Below are 17,105 nucleotides of genomic sequence, written 5' to 3' on the forward strand. Positions count from 1 at the left end.
TTCATTAATGAGTAACTAATAATATTTAGCTGAAACTGTACTGATTTGATCTCTCTTTCTAAAATTAAAAACTGCTCTTGCTGAAAGTAGACAAAAGCAGTTTTTAATCGCAAGGCCCAAAACAAGAATTTAGGCATCTTCAAGTTCAAATTGAGCTACCGTAACAGCATTAAAAGCGAATGCCAAAACTAATGGCATCGGCGACTGAAACCAAAAGGTAAAAAGAACAGCTATGATTGTGCCAATCACTGCGGACATCGACCACAATCTCTCCTCAAAGGTCAATCCCTTCTCAGCTTTAATCCCTCTGAGAACATTAACTGGGATTGGTTCTGGCATTACCCCACCCGGAGGGAAAGCCCAGAAGTTGTTACGTCGCTCAACAAATAAATCTGTCCAGCCATTTTCTTGGCACCATGCCTCAATCCATTGAAGTGAGTAATGATTCATCATCGGGTTTGGGAGTTCGGTTTGTGGAAGTTGTGTACTCGGTGAATGTAAACTCTTAGAGATTCCTGAAGAATTAACTAATCGCTATAAAATTAACGCTAATTATCCAACTTTTAAGCTTTGTTAAGCACTGGGAACGCTTATAATTGCGCTCAAACCTTACTTTTACTAATTAAAAGATTAGCAGTTGATGGCGGCTGTTTAATTTAAAAGACAATAAACTTTACTTGGAAAGTTGTAAGTCAAGAATTGTAAATAAGTCGGTGAGTATTACTGCTTAATAAAAGTCTTTATATCCTGAAATTCAAATCTAAAAATGAATAATTGTGAACAAATCAACAAGGATTAGGCATCGTCTGTTGTAGATATTGTTTTATCCAGCAAAAATACTCCTTTAGAGTTAGAGATTTCAAATTATCTCATCATGAAGAGTGATATTATGCTCCCCTTTTATGTTTTGCTAAAGCTTGCTTGATTTGACAAGTAACTTATACTCAATCATTGCGATCGCTATTTCGTAATTATTATCCTGCTTTAGTGCGATCGCTCCGCCAACGCCAAAGGCGAACGCTCCTAGATTGCCGCTCTCTACCCAAAGTCGCAGGCATAATTTTGCTCAAGGTGAGAAGCTTATACCCTTTTTGCGTTACAAAATATTAAGCAAGGGAAATACACATCCCCCAAATCCAGTAGCAAGGCTGCGAGTCTCTATTAGAATCAGCCAGTCTTGCTAATATCCAAATGCGGTAAGCTTAAATGCAGCGATTAGACACCAAATTGACTCTCGATATATTTTGGCGGCAAGGGTTGGCGTTCCTTCTCGGAATTATGATCTGGTGCGTGGCTGATCCAGTGCTGGCAGTAGACTGGACTCATCCACTGTCATTTAGTAATGCAGAGTTGTCAAGACGTGATTTTTCTGGTGACAGTTTGCAAGCTGCGGAGTTTTCTAACGCCAATATGGAACTGGCTAACTTTTCAAACGCTGATTTGCGGGGAGCAGTCATGAGTGCTTCGGTGATGACAAAAGCAAATCTCCACGGAGCGGATTTAACGAATGCAATGGTCGATCAGGTAAACTTGACTAAGGCCGATTTGAGTGATGCAGTTTTCAAAGAAGCTCTTTTGCTCCGTGCCATCTTTAATGATGTGAATATAGACGGTGCAGATTTTACAGATGCTATTTTGGATCGGGCACAAATCAAAGAACTGTGTCAAAAAGCCAGTGGTGTGAATTCCAAAACAGGTGTGCAAACTCGTGAATCTCTAGGATGTCAATGAAACGTGTTGGTGTAATTGGTGGTGGACAACTTGCCTGGATGATGGCGGATGCAGCACAGAAGCTAGGAGTAGAATTAGTAGTACAAACTCCAAGCGTTCACGACCCGGCCGTGTCAATCGCCAAAGAAACTGTCTTCGCGCCAGTTGATGACGCAAGTGCTACGGAAATATTAGCTCAAAAATGCGATGTCATTACCTTTGAAAATGAATTTGTTAACCTGCAAGCTTTATCTGTTTTAGCACAGCAAGGCGTTTGTTTCCGTCCCAGCTTAAAAGCTTTAGCTCCGCTTTTAGATAAATATCATCAGCGTTGCTATTTACGCGATTTGGGTTTACCAGTTCCTCGATTTTTCGCCCTTGATGAGGTAGAACATCTCCAATCAAAAATAGAATATTTAGGTTTTCCAGCAGTCCTCAAAGCCCGCCGCCACGGTTATGATGGTCAGGGTACTTTCATAATTCAGGATTTTGCTACTTTAGAGCAAAAGCTAAGTTATGAAACTGTAACAAAACCTTTAAATGAATCATTTTTCTTGTTAGAAGAATTTGTCCCTTTTGACAGAGAACTAGCAATAATTGCAGCGCGTTCTGTGGAGGGAGAAATTGTAACTTACCCAGTAGTGGAAACCCAACAAGAACAACAAGTCTGTCGGCGGGTAATTGCGCCTGCTGATATTACACCCAATCAAGTAGCAGAAATTCAAGCGATCACACATACTCTATTAAATAGCCTAGAAGTAGTGGGAATTTTTGGAATTGAGCTATTTCTCAGGGGTGATGGCAAAGTTCTGGTAAATGAAATTGCCCCTCGTACCCACAATTCTGGGCATTTTTCTATTGACGCTTGTGAAACCTCTCAATTTGAGCAACACCTCCGAGCTGTTTGTGGTTTACCTTTAGGGAATTCGGCTTTGCAGTGCGCTGGCGCTGTGATGGTCAACCTGCTGGGGTATGAAAATTCTCACAGCACATATCAAAGCCAGCGTCAAAAAATAGCAGAAATTCCCCAAGCGCATATTCACTGGTATGGAAAGACAGAATCACGTCCTGGGCGGAAGTTGGGACATGTTACCGTTTTGCTGGATAATCAGAATCGAGAATCGGCAAGTGCGTACGCCCTTGGCGTTGGTGCAGCCATCGCTCAGAAAGTAGAATCTATCTGGTATCCCAGGTAAATAGATCAGAAACTTTCGATGTTGAACACACAACATCTTTTGAAAAGCTATAATGAGTGAGTTGCACTACGACGTTGGTGACTGCCATCAAGTTTTTTGATCTATGCCTTTAATGACAAGGGAGTCAACTGTTCTCGTGGCAGTATACCGGGCATGTACCCGGAAACTTTAAACGAGGAATTTAGGTTCCCACCTGGATAAACCCAGGTCATAAACTTAGGTAAAACGGCGTCGCGGTGAACTTAAAATTATTAGCTCCCAAATTCTAATTGACTTTGGGAGTTTTAATTATTTAAATGGTTATTACTTGTAGGAAAAATCAGAAATCCTAAACTAACGTGATGTCATGTTTAGTTGATTACTAAACTTGAATAATCCTACTCCGCTTGTAGAGACGTAGAACTGCTATGTCTCTAAATTCATTTTTGGAGATGTATTTTTAACATCTGCTGCCAGGTTGTTCAATACAATTAGGTTATCGATTCCTTTCCCATCATAAAATTAATTCCTTCTACCATCTCAAAATGAGTGAACTGACAGTAAATCTTGCTATGTTTTTGGGAAACCTAAATAGTGAAGTCTCAAGAATTAAGCCGTATGGTCAGCATTCCCGGATATCACGTTAGCAAAGAACTCTATAACGGTTCTCGAACTTTAGTGTATCGCGCTAATCGAGAAACTGACCAAAAATCTGTGGTGATTAAGCTGATGAAAACTGTTTATCCCAGTTTCATTGAATTGATCCAGTTTCGGAACCAGTTCACCATCGCCAAAAATTTAAATCTACCTGGAATCATCCAAACATACAGTCTGGAACCTTATCAGAATGGCTATGCGTTAGTAATGGAAGACTTTGGGGGAATTTCTCTCAAAGATTATTTGACCTCTGTAGAGACACGATATATCGCGTCTCTACAAGAGTTTTTACAAGTAGCGATCGCACTGTGCAATACATTAGATATTCTAATTCGTCATCGGATCATTCACAAAGATATTAAACCTGCCAATATTTTAATTAATCCCCAAACTAAAGAAATTAAGTTAATAGACTTTAGTATTGCATCTCTGTTGCCACGGGAAACTCAAACCCTGATGAGTCCTAATGTGTTAGAAGGGACACTTGGCTATTTATCACCAGAGCAAACTGGACGAATGAATCGGGGAATTGACTACCGGACTGATTTTTATTCTCTAGGTGTAACTTTTTACGAGTTATTAACAGGACAATTACCATTTCAATCACACGATCCGATGGAATTGGTACATTGTCATATTGCAAAACTTCCGCTTTTAGTACATGAGATTAATCCGCAAATTGCGCCTGTACTCTCATCCATTGTGAATAAACTGATGGCGAAAAATGCCGAAGACCGGTATCAGAGCGCATTTGGGTTGCAATATGATTTAGAAAATTGTTTGGCTCAACTCAAAGAAACGGGAAAAATTACAAGCTTCCCAATTGCCCAACGGGATGTGTGCGATCGCTTTATTATCCCAGAAAAACTCTATGGTCGTGAGCATGAAGTTGAAACTCTTCTCAAAGCCTTTGACCGCGTTACCACCAATCAGACGGAACTAATGCTGGTGGCTGGTTTTTCTGGTATTGGTAAAACTGCTTTGGTTAACGAGGTTCACAAACCCATTGTCCGACAGAGGGGTTACTTTATAAAAGGCAAATTTGACCAATTTAATCGTAATATTCCTTTCTCCGCTTTTGTACAGGCATTTCGAGACTTAATGGGACAATTGCTGAGTGAAAGTGATACTCAATTGTCAACTTGGAAAAATAAAATTTTACAAGTGCTAGGCGATCAAGCGCAAGTCATTCTTGATGTAATTCCCGAACTAGAACAAATTATTGGTCAACAACCACCTGCAACAGAACTTTCACCAAGTACAGCACAAAATCGCTTCAATTTACTATTCCAAAACTTCATTCAGGTATTCACTACAAAAGAACATCCATTAGTAATTTTCCTCGATGATTTGCAGTGGGCTGATTCTGTATCACTCAAATTGATACAGTTGTTAATGAGCGAATCAGGAAGTGGAGCTTTACTTTTAATTGGGGCTTATCGAGATAATGAAGTCTCTACCGCGCATCCGTTGATGTTGACTTTAGCGGAGATTCGCAAAGCTAATGCCACAATTCACAGCATTACTTTAGCTGCGTTAACTACAGCTAGTTTAAATCAATTGGTAGTTGATACCTTAAGTTGTTCAGATAAAAATGCCCAAGTTTTAACACAACTCGTCTATCAAAAAACTAAAGGAAATCCATTTTTTGCAACGCAATTCCTCAAAGCATTGTATGAAGATAGACTGATTAATTTTAATTTCGATCAAGGGTATTGGCAATGTGATATTGCTGCGGTGAAGTCCCTTGCTCTCACCGATGATGTGGTAGAGTTCGTAGCGCTACAATTGCAGAAATTGCCAGCAGCAACGCAAAATGTGTTGAAATTAGCCGCGTGTATTGGCAACCAGTTTGATTTGCTAACCTTAGCAATTGTTTCTGAACAATCGGAAACTGAAACGGCAGCATCTTTATGGAAAGCTTTGCAAGAAGGGTTAGTTTTACCTACTAGCGAAGTTTATAAATTCTTTCAAGATAGTGGGCATGATTGTAACTCAAATCCTCTAAATTCTAATTTACAAGTCCCTATCTACAAATTTTTACATGATCGCGTGCAGCAAGCTGCCTATTCTCTAATTCCAGATGAAGAGAAACAATTTACACATCTTAAAATTGGGCAATTACTCTTGCAAAATACCTCTGAGTCTCAGCAAGAGGAGCGAATTTTTGAGATTGTCAGTCAGTTGAATTGTGGAATAACGCTAATTACCCAGCCAAGTGAACGTCAACAATTAGCTCAGTTAAATCTGAATGCTGGTCGAAAAGCAAAAGAAGCTACTGCTTATGGTGCAGCAATTCATTATCTCAAGTCGGGAATGCAATTGCTGACAATTAATAGTTGGGAAATCGCATACGAACTGACTCGAAGTTTATATGAAGAAGCTGCCGAAGCTACCTTTCTCAACAATGAATTTGAGCAGATGGAATCTCTTATCCAAGTCGTCATGGAAAAAACAACCACCTTACTGGATAGGGTGAAAGTTTATGAAGTTCAACTCCAAGCCGATCAGGTGCGGAATCAATCATTCAAAGCGATCGCAATTGGGCGTGAACTTCTCGCTCAACTTGGGGTAACATTACCTGAATCAGTCACACCTCCAGACATTCAGCAATCTGTAGTCAACACGCTCTCCACCTTGGCTGGCAGAAGTATTGCGGGCTTAGTTAATTTGCCATTGATGAACGATCCCAAAGCTTTGGTTGCTTTGCGGATTATGGCTAGCATCGCTCCCGCCATCCATCAGGTTGCGCCTTATCTGTTCCCAATTATTGCCTGTGAAGAGGTGAATTTATCTCTTAAATACGGCAATGCACCACTTTCTGCACCAGGGTATGCAGATTTTGGAATTGTACTTAATATTTGTAACCAACTGGAGTCAGGCTCAGAATTTGGCCAGCTAGCTTTACTGCTTGTAGATAGATTTCAAGCAAAATCTGTTCAAAGCATGACTATATTTAAGGTAGCTGCATTGAATCAATGTAATCAACAACATGTTCGCACCTCAATTAGTTTATTACAGGAATCCCATAGTTTTGGATTAGAGACAGGCGATTTTTTTCATGTGCTCGCATCGATGATTTTTAAGTTATTTTATGTCTATTTAAGTGGGACAGAAGTTTTGGAAATCCTGCTAGCAGATATCAAAGCCTACGAGTTTAATTTTGCTAAAAATCAGCGTTTATTAAATTGGTCTAATATCGTCTGTCAAAGCATTAAAAATCTAACCGAATATAGCGACAATCCAGAGTGCCTGATTGGTGAAGATTGTCAAGAAGAACAACTCTTATCTGCGCTCATCAAAGAGAATGACGAATTAACACTCCACATATTTTACCTAAGTAAGTTAACACTCAGTTATCTTTTTGAGAATTTTCCGGCAGCAGTTGAGAATGCAAATCAGGGAGAGCAATACCTTAACGGTGGCGCAGGAATGTTATCCGTGACTGTTTTCTACTATTACGATTCTCTGTCTCGGTTGGCTATCTATCCAACGGCTGAACCATCTCAACAGGAGCAATTACTCTTGAAGGTTGGCGAAAATCAAGAAAAATTGCAGCTTCGAGCCAAATTTGCACCAATGAATTTCCAGCACAAATTTGATTTGGTGGAAGCAGAACGGCATCGAGTTTTAGGCGAAAAAATAGCAGCAATAGAATTGTACGATCGCGCCATTTCTCTAGCCAAAGAAAACGAATATATCCAAGAAGAAGCTTTGAGCAATGAGCTAGCTGCCAAGTTCTACCTCGACTGGGGCAAAGGAAAAATTGCCCAAGTTTATATGCAAGAAGCTTATTACTGCTATGCTCGTTGGGGTGCTAAAGCTAAAGCTGAGGATTTAGAAAAACGCTATCCTCAACTCTTGGCTCCCATATTACAAGGGCAGCATCATCGCTTGCAACTGAGTTCTACTGTCGAAGCATCATCATTTCCGCATCAAACCATCCACACAAATCTTTCTAGCAGCAGTATCTCTGAAGCCCTCGATTTTGCCACCATCTTTAAAGCTTCACAAGTTCTCTCTAGTGAAATTCAATTAGAGCAATTACTCACTACCCTTTTGCAAGTCGTGATGGAAAATGCCGGGGCAAAAAAAGCTGCTTTACTTGTACTTCAACAGGGCGACTTAGTGGTTAAAGCTATAGCCAGCATCAATAAAGGAGTCACTCTAGTATCTATACCATTGTCAGTCAGCGAAGACATTCCCATTACATTGGTAAACTCTGTCAAACATAGCTTAAAAACTGTTGTGCTAGATGATGTAACAGCACAAACAGATTTTATCGGTGACTCATATTTCATGCAGCAACAACCTAAGAGTGTGTTGTGTACGCCGATGTTAAATCAGGGTAAACTCATCGGGCTGCTATATCTAGAAAATCCGCTGACAATTGGTGTATTTACAAGCGATCGCACTGAAGTTATCCAACTGCTATGCACCCAAGCCGCCATCTCTCTAGAAAATGCCCGTCTTTATCAAGAATCTCAAAATTATGCCCATCAACTAGAGCGATCGCTACAAGAACTTGAGCATACCCAATTACAAATGGTGCAAAATGAAAAAATGGCAACCTTGGGTAATTTAGTTGCTGGGGTAGCACATGAAATTAATAATCCCATTGGATTTTTGAAAGGCAGTCTTAACAATGCCGAAGAGTATATTCAAGACTTACTCGCCCATATTCAGTGCTACCAACAACATCATCCCACTTCTGCGATCGCAGTGATTGAGCATGGCGAAGAAATTGACCTAGAATTCTTGACTCAAGACTTACCAAAGCTCGTAAGCTCAATGAAGGTGGCAAGCGAACGGATTAAAGATATTAGCATTAGTCTTCGCACTTTCTCCAGAGCCGATACAACCGAAAAAGTTGCTTGTAATCTCCATGAAGGGATTGAGAGTACGCTGTTAATTTTGAAGTATCGCCTCAAAGCTAACGAAAAACGTCCAGCCATTGAAGTCATCACCGAATATGGAAAGTTACCACCAGTTAAGTGCTTTTTAGGACAATTAAATCAAGTATTTATGAACATACTTGCTAATGCAATTGATGCCTTAGATACTTCGTGTGAGGGACTTTCTTTTGCCCAAGCGCAAGCAAATCATCACCAAATACTGATTCACACCGAAGTATCCAGTGAGCAAAACATGGTGGCAATTCGCATCAAAGATAACGGTCAGGGGATGTCGGAGGAGATTAGATCGCGGATATTTGACCACCTGTTTACAACTAAAGAGGTTGGGAAAGGAACAGGATTAGGATTAGCGATCGCTCGCCAAATTGTCGAGGAAACCCACAATGGGCGGTTGAGGTGCAATTCTGTGCTTGGTGAAGGAACAGAATTTGTCATTGAAATTCCGGTGTTTTAACTACAGTGTTTTGCAAGTACATGAGGTACATCCCCCTCCCCAACCCTGCTCTTGGTAAAGGGCTACAGTGTACACACAAGTCGGAAATAGTAGTCTGTCAAGGAATTAAATTCTTTGTAGAGACGGCGATTTATCGCGTCTCTGTAATATTGCGATTTTCCTCTCAATGCATAACGCTTTTAATTTTTCGGTAATCTGGAGGACAGTAATAGCACAATTTTACTAAATCTGTATAACTTGATTCTAAATGAGGTATCGTTCAGAGTTAAGATTACACAATTGCGTTGAATTGTGGTTAAAGCTACAAAAATTGTTAAAACAACTAACTAATACCGTATTTCCAGCCTCAGTCTTCCGACTAGAGAGTGGTTTAACTTTTATTCATCAAGAGATTCCCACTACTCCTGTAGTTGTGGCTGATGTTTGGGTGCGTGCTGGAGCAAGCCTAGAGCCAAAACCGTGGTTTGGGATGGCGCACTTTTTAGAACACATGATTTTTAAAGGTACGGCAACACTTCCCCCTGGAATGTTTGATTCCAAAGTTGAAAACCGGGGTGGCGTAAGTAATGCGGCGACAAGCTATGATTATGCTAATTATTCACTCACCACAGCCGCCCCTTATTTAAAAGATACTTTGCCCTATTTGGGCGAATTACTGCTCAATGCGGCAATTCCAGAAGACGAATTTAGCCGCGAGCGGGACGTGGTGCTAGAGGAAATTCGCTCTTGTCAGGACGATTCCGACTGGATAGGATTTCAAGCTCTGATTCAAAGCATCTATCCACATCACCCTTACGGGCGTTCGGTGTTAGGTACCGAGCAAGAGCTGATGCAGCAGTCTCCAGAAGCAATGCGCTGTTTTCATCACGCCCACTATCAGCCGGAAAATATGACAGTGGTAATTGCTGGGGGTATAGCCCAGCAACCAGCTTGGGAATTAGTAAATCGTTCATTTAGTGATTTTGCCGAACGCTCGAATTGTCCGCAGTTTGAGAAAGTCACAAAGCCAGCGATAACAGGAATTCACCGTCAAGAACTGTGTTTACCACGCATAGAGCAAGCACGATTGTTGATGGCCTGGTTGGTACCAGGAGTAGAAGAAATTCGCACTAGCTATGGTCTAGATTTATTGTCCGTGTTATTGGCAGAAGGGCGAACTTCGCGTTTAGTGCGTGATTTGCGAGAAGATTTGCAATTGGTACAAGGAATTTGTAGTAGTTTTTCTCTACAACGGGAATCAAGTTTATTTACAATTACTGCCTGGTTGGAACCAGAAAATCTAGAAGAAGTTGAGTCTTTAATTTGCGCTCATTTGGATGATTTGCAGACTGAAGGAATTAGTGAACAGGAACTTGCCCGTACACGCAGACTACTGTGTAACGAGTATGCGTTTTCTACTGAAACGCCAAATCAATTGACAGGGCTTTATGGATATTACAATACCATCGCCCAAGCTGAATTAGCTGTGACATATCCCCAGCAGATTCAGTCTTTTGATGCTCAACAACTGCAAAAATTAGCTAAACAATATCTCTCACCGCAGAATTATGCGGTTACTGTACTTAAACCGTGTTAGTCATTAGTTATTAGCAAAAGATAACAGACAAATGACAACTGATAAATGACAAAGGACGAAGGACAAATGACAACCTTGCTGCAAAAATCGCCTATCCATCGCACCGTATTAAATAATGACATTGTCGTGCTGGCGGCAGAAAACCCTGCTGCGGATATTATTGCTGCACGAATTTTTGTGCGTGCTGGTAGTTGTAACGAAAACCGGGAGCAAGCAGGGTTGGCGCATTTGCTATCAGCAGTGATGACAAAGGGATGCGATGGACTTTCTAGTTTGGAAATTGCTGAAAAAGTCGAGTCTGTAGGAGCAAGTTTGAGTGCAGATGCTGGCACTGATTATTTTTTGCTATCTTTCAAGACGGTAACATCAGATTTTGCGGAAATTTTAGCATTGGCAGCGCGGATTTTGCGATCGCCTACTTTTCCTGAAACTCAAGTGGAACTAGAACGGCGTTTAGCACTCCAAGATATTCGTTCGCAAAAAGAGCAACCTTTCAATGTCGCCTTTGAACAAATGCGGCAGATAATGTACCAAAATCATCCCTACTCTATGTCAGTGCTGGGAGATGAAACCAGTATGAGTAGCTTAACTCGTGCAGATTTAGTGGAGTATCACCAAACTTATTTCCGCCCAGATAATGTAGTAATTAGCATTGCTGGGAGAGTCACACCTACAGATGCAGCAGCGTTGGTGGAAGAAGTTTTTGCTGATTGGCAAGCGCCAGCCCAAGCACTACCAATACTGAATTTACCTGAAATTAAAGTGGAACCGCAGGTAAAGGTTAAGCCAGTACAGACACAACAATCAATCGTGATGCTTGGTTATTTAGGAACATCGGTCAATTCTGTTGACTACGCCGCCCTGAAGTTGCTGTGTACTTACTTGGGAAATGGGCTTTCTAGTCGCTTGTTTGTCGAACTGCGGGAAAAGCGCGGTTTAGCTTATGAAGTATCTGCTTTTTACTCCACAAGGCTATTTCCAGCCTCATTTGTGGTTTACATGGGTACAGCACCAGAGAATACTAGCATTGCCCTAGAAGGACTACGTACAGAAGTAGATTTATTGTCTACCACTGAAGTATCTGGAAGTGCCCTCCAAGCTGCAAAAAATAAGATTCTTGGGCAGTATGCCTTGGGTAAACAAACAAATGGGCAAATTGCTCAGATATACGGCTGGTATGAAATTTTGGGCTTAGGAATTGATTTTGATACCAAGTTTCAAGAATTGATTGCGGCGGTGAGTGCCAAAGATGCGATCGCTGCCGCAAGTAAGTATTTAAAATCACCTTACTTGTCTTTAGTTGGTCAAGAAGAAGCAATTAACCGAGCGATCGCTTAAATAGCCCATCCGAGACATCGTAAATAGAGCAGCTGTTTTTTAGACCAAGCGGCTGTACCATTAGCATGAGAATATTCTGGGAGTAAATTCCATGCAAAGCAGCCTGACAGCAAGTATTTTGAGTTCCTTAAAATTACTAGACCCCACTGTAAATCGCTGTGGAATGGAAAAACGGCAAAAAAGTTGGTGGACAAAGAGGTCTAAATCTTTCTCAGCCATTGAAATACTCTTGTTATCCGCAACGCCTCTGCTTATTGCCTCAACGCCTTTAATATCAATAGCAGCGCCACAAAAAATTGCCCAAATAAATCCTGGAGATAGCATCAGCCGCCCTAACCTCAAAGTTGGTAGCCAAGGCGAACGCGTATCTGAACTTCAGGCAGCTCTGAAACTTTTGGGTTTTTACTCTGGTGCAGTAGATGGTATTTATAGTGAGAATACAGCCAGTGCTGTTGCCCGTTTTAAACAAGCAGCTGGCTTGAATCCAGATGGCGTTGTTGATGCCAGCACTTGGCAAAGACTTTTCCCTAATCAACCAGTAGCAGCATCAACCATCCCTTCATCCCAGCCAAGATTTAACTCAGCTACGAATTTTCCTGTTCCAACCCAGGCTAGCAGCCTCACCAACGTTGCAAATCCTAACCCCAACCCCCCAAGACAAGCTGTAACACAAGTTGCGACTAGCTCAGAGCCAAGACCTACTACCCCAAGACAAGCTGTAACACAAGTTGCGACTAGCTCAGAGCCAAGACCTGCTACCCCAAAAAAAGCTGTAACACAAGTTGCGACTAGCCCTGAGCCAAGACCTGCTACCCCAAGAAAAGCTACAACTTCAAGCACACAAAAAACGCCAAATCGTACTACATCAACTGCTAGAACTCAGTCAGCTACACGGACTGGGCAAACTACTCGAACTCAGAAAAACACAACTACTCAACGAACTCCTGGTATTCAATATACCTCCGAAGGATTGCCAATTTTACGTATAGGATTACGTGGTTCTGAAGTTGTTAAGTTGCAACAACAACTGAAAAGGCTTGGTTTCTTGAAAGGCGATGCCGATGGAGACTTTGGTGAGACAACCGAGGCTGCTGTGCAAGCAGCACAAAAGCGGTATGGTTTAGAAGCTGATGGTGTAGTTGGTGGCTCTACCTGGGAGGTTCTTTTGCGGCGCTAGCCTTACTAGGGAGCATAGCCAGCGTCTCTTTTGCCTGTGCGGGCAAGATGCTCCGAAGTTCTGATAACTTATTTCTTTTTTGGAAGTCCCCAAGGTACAGAGGTTTTTCAACTTTAATAAACCTCTGTAGCAATATTGTTCAGTTACACAAAGGAAGAGAAGGAAGAAATGCTTAACTGAACTGTATTGACCTCGGTAGGGATTTTGCGCTTCACAGCATTTTTTATCAAAACAGAATTCAGGAGTCAGAATTCAGTTGGATATTCTGACCGAAAAAGTGGATAGCGCAGCGTCTCGTAGATAAGTGGGGCATAGCCCATTCTGACTTCTGAATTCTTCTTTATGAATTTAATCCGGTACATCCTGCAATACGATAAAGATACACCGATTAGAAATATCTCTCTATGCCAGGACGGAAAAATTACATTACTTTTGGGCTGACAAAGGATAATAGCAACTTTATGAGTCAAGCAGAAAGACACATGATAGTGCTACAAATCACAACTGGCGACAGTGAAATTAATTAAACTTACTGCTAATTCCTCTAAAAAAACTTATGCAACACTTTTTATTAACTTGGCTCGGTACTGCGGTGGCGTTATTTCTTACTGCTAATATCGTTCCGGGATTCTTTATCAAGAATTTTGTGGTTGCCTTAGTCGCTGCCCTGGTTATTGGTCTGGTTAACGCATTTATTAGACCAATTTTGCAGATTTTGACCTTTCCGATTACCTTGCTTACCTTTGGTTTATTTACATTGGTAATCAATGCTTTAACACTTTGGTTGGCAAGTGCCTTAACCCCTGGTTCTGGTTTTGAGATTCAGGGTTTTTTACCTGCTTTGTTAGGTTCAATCGTGCTAGCTATTGTTTCTAGCATAATTAACTATTTGTTGAGAGTTGTTGACTAGAAAAATTAGTTAATTTTTGTAATACTCATAATATTTGAGGCTTGGGCAACAGCTAACGTTACAGCTCCTGGTTGCCCTTGTAGCTGGAAAATTTGTTTAGGAACTAACAACGTCACTCCCAATGCTTCTGTGCTGGTAAAGGGGGGAGCAGTCAACAACGATGCTTGAGTCGCTGCAAGAATAGCAGCTGCCTCTGCTACGCTAGGTGTACCTACTTTGTGGTCAGTAATTGTGGCAGGGTTGGGGACACAGACAGAGCAAAGAATTTCCGCAGAAAAGGTTTTTAGAGGCAGATTGCGTAGGTTGCAAAGTTCTACTAAACCAACTTCCAAGGCTTTAGCGTCAATGGTGGCAATCCCTGCGATCGCACTTTGAAAAAGTTGATTTTCTCGAAAGGCTTGCTCAATAGCCCAATCAATCAATTGCCGTGAGGTTCCCCGCTTACAACCGATTCCTACCCAGAAAACCTGTTGCACTTGGTGTATTTCCTTAATTCAATTCTTCAAGGTTAGGTGTTGGCTTATAGGAAGCGATCGCCAAAGTGCGATCGCTTCCCCCGATCATCGAAAAACGCAAACTTTTCTTACACTAAATACCCTATTTTGTCAACTAGAAGCTTTCACTGCCACTTCTGCTTGGGAGTGTAATAGCAACCCATATTCCAATCCCTCGACCACTGCTTGATAGGAAGCCTCCAAAATATTGGTGGAAACCCCTACCGTCGTCCAGCGTTGACGACCATTGCCTGATTCTACCAACACACGGGTTTTTGCCGCAGTCCCCGTATGTCCGTTGAGAATCCGCACTTTGTAATCAGTCAAATCAAAGGTTGCTATTTGGGGATAAAAGTTCACCAAAGCCTTGCGTAAAGCCGCATCCAACGCAGCAACAGGGCCATTACCTTCTGCCGCCTCCAGAATATTTTTGCCGTCAACAGCGATTTTGACTGTAGCTAGGGCATTACTACTTTCTTTCCCCTCAATCAAGTCACAGTGGACTTGAAAACCTTTGACTTCAAAAAACTTCTGGCGACCTCCCAAAGCTTCGTGCATTAGTAGCGCAAAACTGGCCTCTGCTGCTTCAAATTGAAATCCTTCACTCTCCAAATCTTTGAGACGTTGGAGAATTTGCTTGGCTTCTGCCTTAAGCTTTTCGAGGTCAATCCCGAAACTGCGGGCTTTGGCTAGAACATTACTGAGTCCAGACTGTTCAGAAATCACGATGCGGCGATGATTCCCGACTTGTTCCGGCTGAATATGTTCGTAAGTCAGGGGATTACGTTCTACTGCTGATACATGAATACCACCCTTGTGGGCAAAAGCCGAAAGTCCCACAAAGGGAGCGTGTTCATCTGGCGCGAGGTTGACCACTTCACTAACAAAACGACTAGCTTCTGTAAGTTGTGTTAGCTGGTCTTCTGTGATACAACTGTAACCCAGCTTCAGTTGTAAATTGGGAATTAACGAACAGAGGTTAGCATTGCCGCAACGTTCACCGTAACCATTAATTGTGCCCTGTACCATCTTTGCCCCTGCCATCACGGCGGCTATTGCGTTAGCAACCGCCATTTCGGAATCGTTATGAGTATGAATTCCAATTTGGGGTATTGGGTATTGGGTATTGGGGATTAGGGATTGGGAAGATTCTTTCCTAGTCCCTAGTCCCCAGTCCCCAGTCACCTTGACTACATCTTGCACAATTTGGCTAATTTCATGAGGTAAAGTGCCGCCATTGGTATCACAGAGAACTAGCCATTCAGCACCGGATGCGATCGCAGCCTCTAATGTTTGTAAAGCATAATCTGGATTGTGCTTGTAACCATCAAACCAATGTTCGGCATCGTAGATAATGCGACGACCTTGAGAACGGAGGTACTCAATGGTGTCACGAATCATCGCCAAATTTTCTTCTAACGTCGTTTTGAGGCTAGTTGTGACATGTAAATCCCAAGACTTACCAAAAATCGTTACCCAGCGAGTTCCCGCAGCCAAAATATCCTGTAGCATCGGTTCGGTTGCGGCAGTGGAGTTAGGCCGTCGAGTCGAACAAAAAGCCACAATTTCAGCAAGTTTTAGCGGATCTTCTTGGAGTTGCCAGAAAAATTGTACATCCTTGGGATTAGCACCAGGCCAACCGCCTTCAATGAAGGGAACTCCCAGTTGATCGAGTCTTTTGGCAATGCGTAACTTATCTTCTATCGATACAGATAGCCCCTCGCGCTGAGTGCCATCCCGTAATGTAGTGTCATAGAGCCAAAGTTGAGGTGAGGAATTTGTGGTCATAAAACTGGGACCGACGAGACAACTTTCGAGGCAATGTGTCAATATACAACAAAAAGCCAGTTTGGCAATTTAAAAATGCCTAAAGTACTAGCTGAAGGTAAAACAATTCAGTGCTTAAGCGGAAGCAATCTCCGAACAATTTTGCTGCAAAATGGTATTCACCTCTACAATGACGATGCTAAGGTAATAAACTGTCGGGGCATTGGCAGTTGCGGAACCTGCGCGGTTAAGGTAGAGGGCGAAATATCAGCAGCGAATTGGCGCGATCGAGCGCGGCGTTCGCTTCCTCCCCATTCTCCTACAACAGACTTACGTTTAGCCTGTCAAACTCAGGTTTTAGGCGATGTGAAAGTGACAAAGTTTGATGGATTTTGGGGACAAGGTTCTCGAATAGTGTGGACACCAAAAGGTTAAAAAGGAGTAAGACAAGATGGGTAGATGGACACCCCTAATTTTAATGGCTGGAGGTTTGGCCATTCTGCTTGGTACATTACTAGGCATCAATTTTCCTATGGGCGTGCAAACCGCTAACGCTCCCAGTGGTAAAGCAGCAAAAGTTTTGCCAGCTAATATCAATGTTAATAGCAGTGCTGGCAGCAAAAATGAAGAAACTGCAACGGAAGGAAATGAAACAACCGAAACAAACGAAAACAGACGTGGTATTGTAGCCCCAAGACCTGACAACAGAAGCAGCGTTGCTCAGAATCCTTCTGATGACTCAACATCACCTGCTGATAGTACAACAGACGGCAATACAGATAGTTCAAATACAACAAACACGCAATCCAGTGATTCCAGTCAAGGCAACGAACCAATTCGCGCCTTGTGGTAACGATATATCCGTCTTTAGTTACGAGTTATAAGTTATAAGTTATGAGTTAATTAGTTATGAGTTATTAGTTATGTACTA

12 protein-coding genes and 1 other RNA gene are annotated in these 17,105 nt (G+C 42.0%); 10 read left to right on the plus strand and 3 right to left on the minus strand.

Annotated elements, in window-relative coordinates:
• Positions 1–129: 129 nt before the first annotated feature.
• Entirely contained in the window at positions 130–453 is a 324-nt protein-coding gene (locus FBB35_RS28060; protein ID WP_012410419.1) for a hypothetical protein, read from the minus strand.
• Between the two features lie 753 nt (positions 454–1,206).
• On the opposite strand from FBB35_RS28060, the gene FBB35_RS28065 reads away from it, so the two are divergent.
• The 8 genes from FBB35_RS28065 to FBB35_RS28100 all read left to right on the plus strand — a co-directional run bounded on the left by FBB35_RS28065 (position 1,207) and on the right by FBB35_RS28100 (position 13,913).
• A complete protein-coding gene (locus FBB35_RS28065) occupies positions 1,207–1,731 on the plus strand; it encodes a pentapeptide repeat-containing protein (protein WP_254625711.1) in 525 nt (174 codons plus the stop codon).
• Positions 1,728–2,906: a 5-(carboxyamino)imidazole ribonucleotide synthase gene (locus tag FBB35_RS28070; RefSeq protein ID WP_174713794.1), complete on the plus strand. Its 1,179-nt coding sequence runs from the start codon at positions 1,728–1,730 to the stop codon at positions 2,904–2,906. The genes FBB35_RS28065 and FBB35_RS28070 overlap by 4 nt, the downstream gene beginning before the upstream one ends.
• Positions 2,907–2,966: 60 nt before the next feature.
• Positions 2,967–3,150, plus strand: a non-coding RNA gene (gene ssrS, locus FBB35_RS28075) — 6S RNA.
• A gap of 353 nt (positions 3,151–3,503) precedes the next feature.
• Entirely contained in the window at positions 3,504–8,912 is a 5,409-nt protein-coding gene (locus tag FBB35_RS28080; protein ID WP_174713796.1) for an ATP-binding sensor histidine kinase, read from the plus strand.
• A gap of 247 nt (positions 8,913–9,159) precedes the next feature.
• Entirely contained in the window at positions 9,160–10,488 is a 1,329-nt protein-coding gene (locus FBB35_RS28085) for a pitrilysin family protein (protein ID WP_254625712.1), read from the plus strand.
• A gap of 66 nt (positions 10,489–10,554) precedes the next feature.
• Positions 10,555–11,826, plus strand: a complete 1,272-nt coding sequence (locus FBB35_RS28090; protein ID WP_174713798.1) for a pitrilysin family protein — start codon at positions 10,555–10,557, stop codon at positions 11,824–11,826.
• Between the two features lie 91 nt (positions 11,827–11,917).
• The gene (locus tag FBB35_RS28095; protein WP_174712372.1) at positions 11,918–13,003 is read left to right on the plus strand and encodes a peptidoglycan-binding protein; all 1,086 of its coding nucleotides are present in this window, start codon (positions 11,918–11,920) and stop codon (positions 13,001–13,003) included.
• Between the two features lie 556 nt (positions 13,004–13,559).
• On the plus strand, positions 13,560–13,913 hold the full coding sequence (locus FBB35_RS28100; RefSeq protein WP_163927521.1) for a phage holin family protein: 354 nt from the start codon (positions 13,560–13,562) through the stop codon (positions 13,911–13,913).
• A 5-nt stretch (positions 13,914–13,918) separates the two neighbouring features.
• On the opposite strand, the gene FBB35_RS28105 is transcribed toward FBB35_RS28100, so the two are convergent.
• On the minus strand, positions 13,919–14,389 hold the full coding sequence (locus FBB35_RS28105) for a cobalamin biosynthesis protein (protein ID WP_174712373.1): 471 nt from the start codon (positions 14,387–14,389) through the stop codon (positions 13,919–13,921).
• 129 nt (positions 14,390–14,518) lie between these two features.
• Positions 14,519–16,195 (minus strand): citramalate synthase, encoded by a 1,677-nt coding sequence (gene cimA, locus FBB35_RS28110; protein ID WP_174712374.1) that lies wholly within the window; start codon positions 16,193–16,195, stop codon positions 14,519–14,521.
• A 75-nt stretch (positions 16,196–16,270) separates the two neighbouring features.
• Here cimA and FBB35_RS28115 point away from each other — a divergent pair, with 75 nt between their 5' ends.
• Together FBB35_RS28115 and FBB35_RS28120 are read left to right on the plus strand one after the other, a co-directional pair.
• Positions 16,271–16,609, plus strand: a complete 339-nt coding sequence (locus FBB35_RS28115; RefSeq protein WP_174712375.1) for a 2Fe-2S iron-sulfur cluster-binding protein — start codon at positions 16,271–16,273, stop codon at positions 16,607–16,609.
• Positions 16,610–16,625: 16 nt separating this feature from the next.
• A complete protein-coding gene (locus FBB35_RS28120; RefSeq protein ID WP_174712376.1) occupies positions 16,626–17,027 on the plus strand; it encodes a hypothetical protein in 402 nt (133 codons plus the stop codon).
• Positions 17,028–17,105: the final 78 nt, after the last annotated feature.

It is taken from the genome of Nostoc sp. TCL240-02 (genome assembly GCF_013343235.1).
Classification (GTDB): Bacteria; Cyanobacteriota; Cyanobacteriia; order Cyanobacteriales; family Nostocaceae; genus Nostoc.

Excerpts from the sequence above, each read along its gene's own strand:
- FBB35_RS28065 (WP_254625711.1), top strand. The coding sequence starts at position 1,207 with ATGCAGCGATTAGACACCAAATTGACTCTCGATATATTTTGGCGGCAA.
- FBB35_RS28090 (WP_174713798.1), top strand. The coding sequence starts at position 10,555 with ATGACAACCTTGCTGCAAAAATCGCCTATCCATCGCACCGTATTAAAT.
- FBB35_RS28115 (WP_174712375.1), top strand. The coding sequence starts at position 16,271 with ATGCCTAAAGTACTAGCTGAAGGTAAAACAATTCAGTGCTTAAGCGGA.
- FBB35_RS28095 (WP_174712372.1), top strand. The coding sequence starts at position 11,918 with ATGCAAAGCAGCCTGACAGCAAGTATTTTGAGTTCCTTAAAATTACTA.
- FBB35_RS28080 (WP_174713796.1), top strand. The coding sequence starts at position 3,504 with ATGGTCAGCATTCCCGGATATCACGTTAGCAAAGAACTCTATAACGGT.
- FBB35_RS28060 (WP_012410419.1), bottom strand. The coding sequence starts at position 453 with ATGATGAATCATTACTCACTTCAATGGATTGAGGCATGGTGCCAAGAA.
- FBB35_RS28100 (WP_163927521.1), top strand. The coding sequence starts at position 13,560 with ATGCAACACTTTTTATTAACTTGGCTCGGTACTGCGGTGGCGTTATTT.
- FBB35_RS28070 (WP_174713794.1), top strand. The coding sequence starts at position 1,728 with ATGAAACGTGTTGGTGTAATTGGTGGTGGACAACTTGCCTGGATGATG.
- cimA (WP_174712374.1), bottom strand. The coding sequence starts at position 16,195 with ATGACCACAAATTCCTCACCTCAACTTTGGCTCTATGACACTACATTA.
- FBB35_RS28120 (WP_174712376.1), top strand. The coding sequence starts at position 16,626 with ATGGGTAGATGGACACCCCTAATTTTAATGGCTGGAGGTTTGGCCATT.
- FBB35_RS28085 (WP_254625712.1), top strand. The coding sequence starts at position 9,160 with ATGAGGTATCGTTCAGAGTTAAGATTACACAATTGCGTTGAATTGTGG.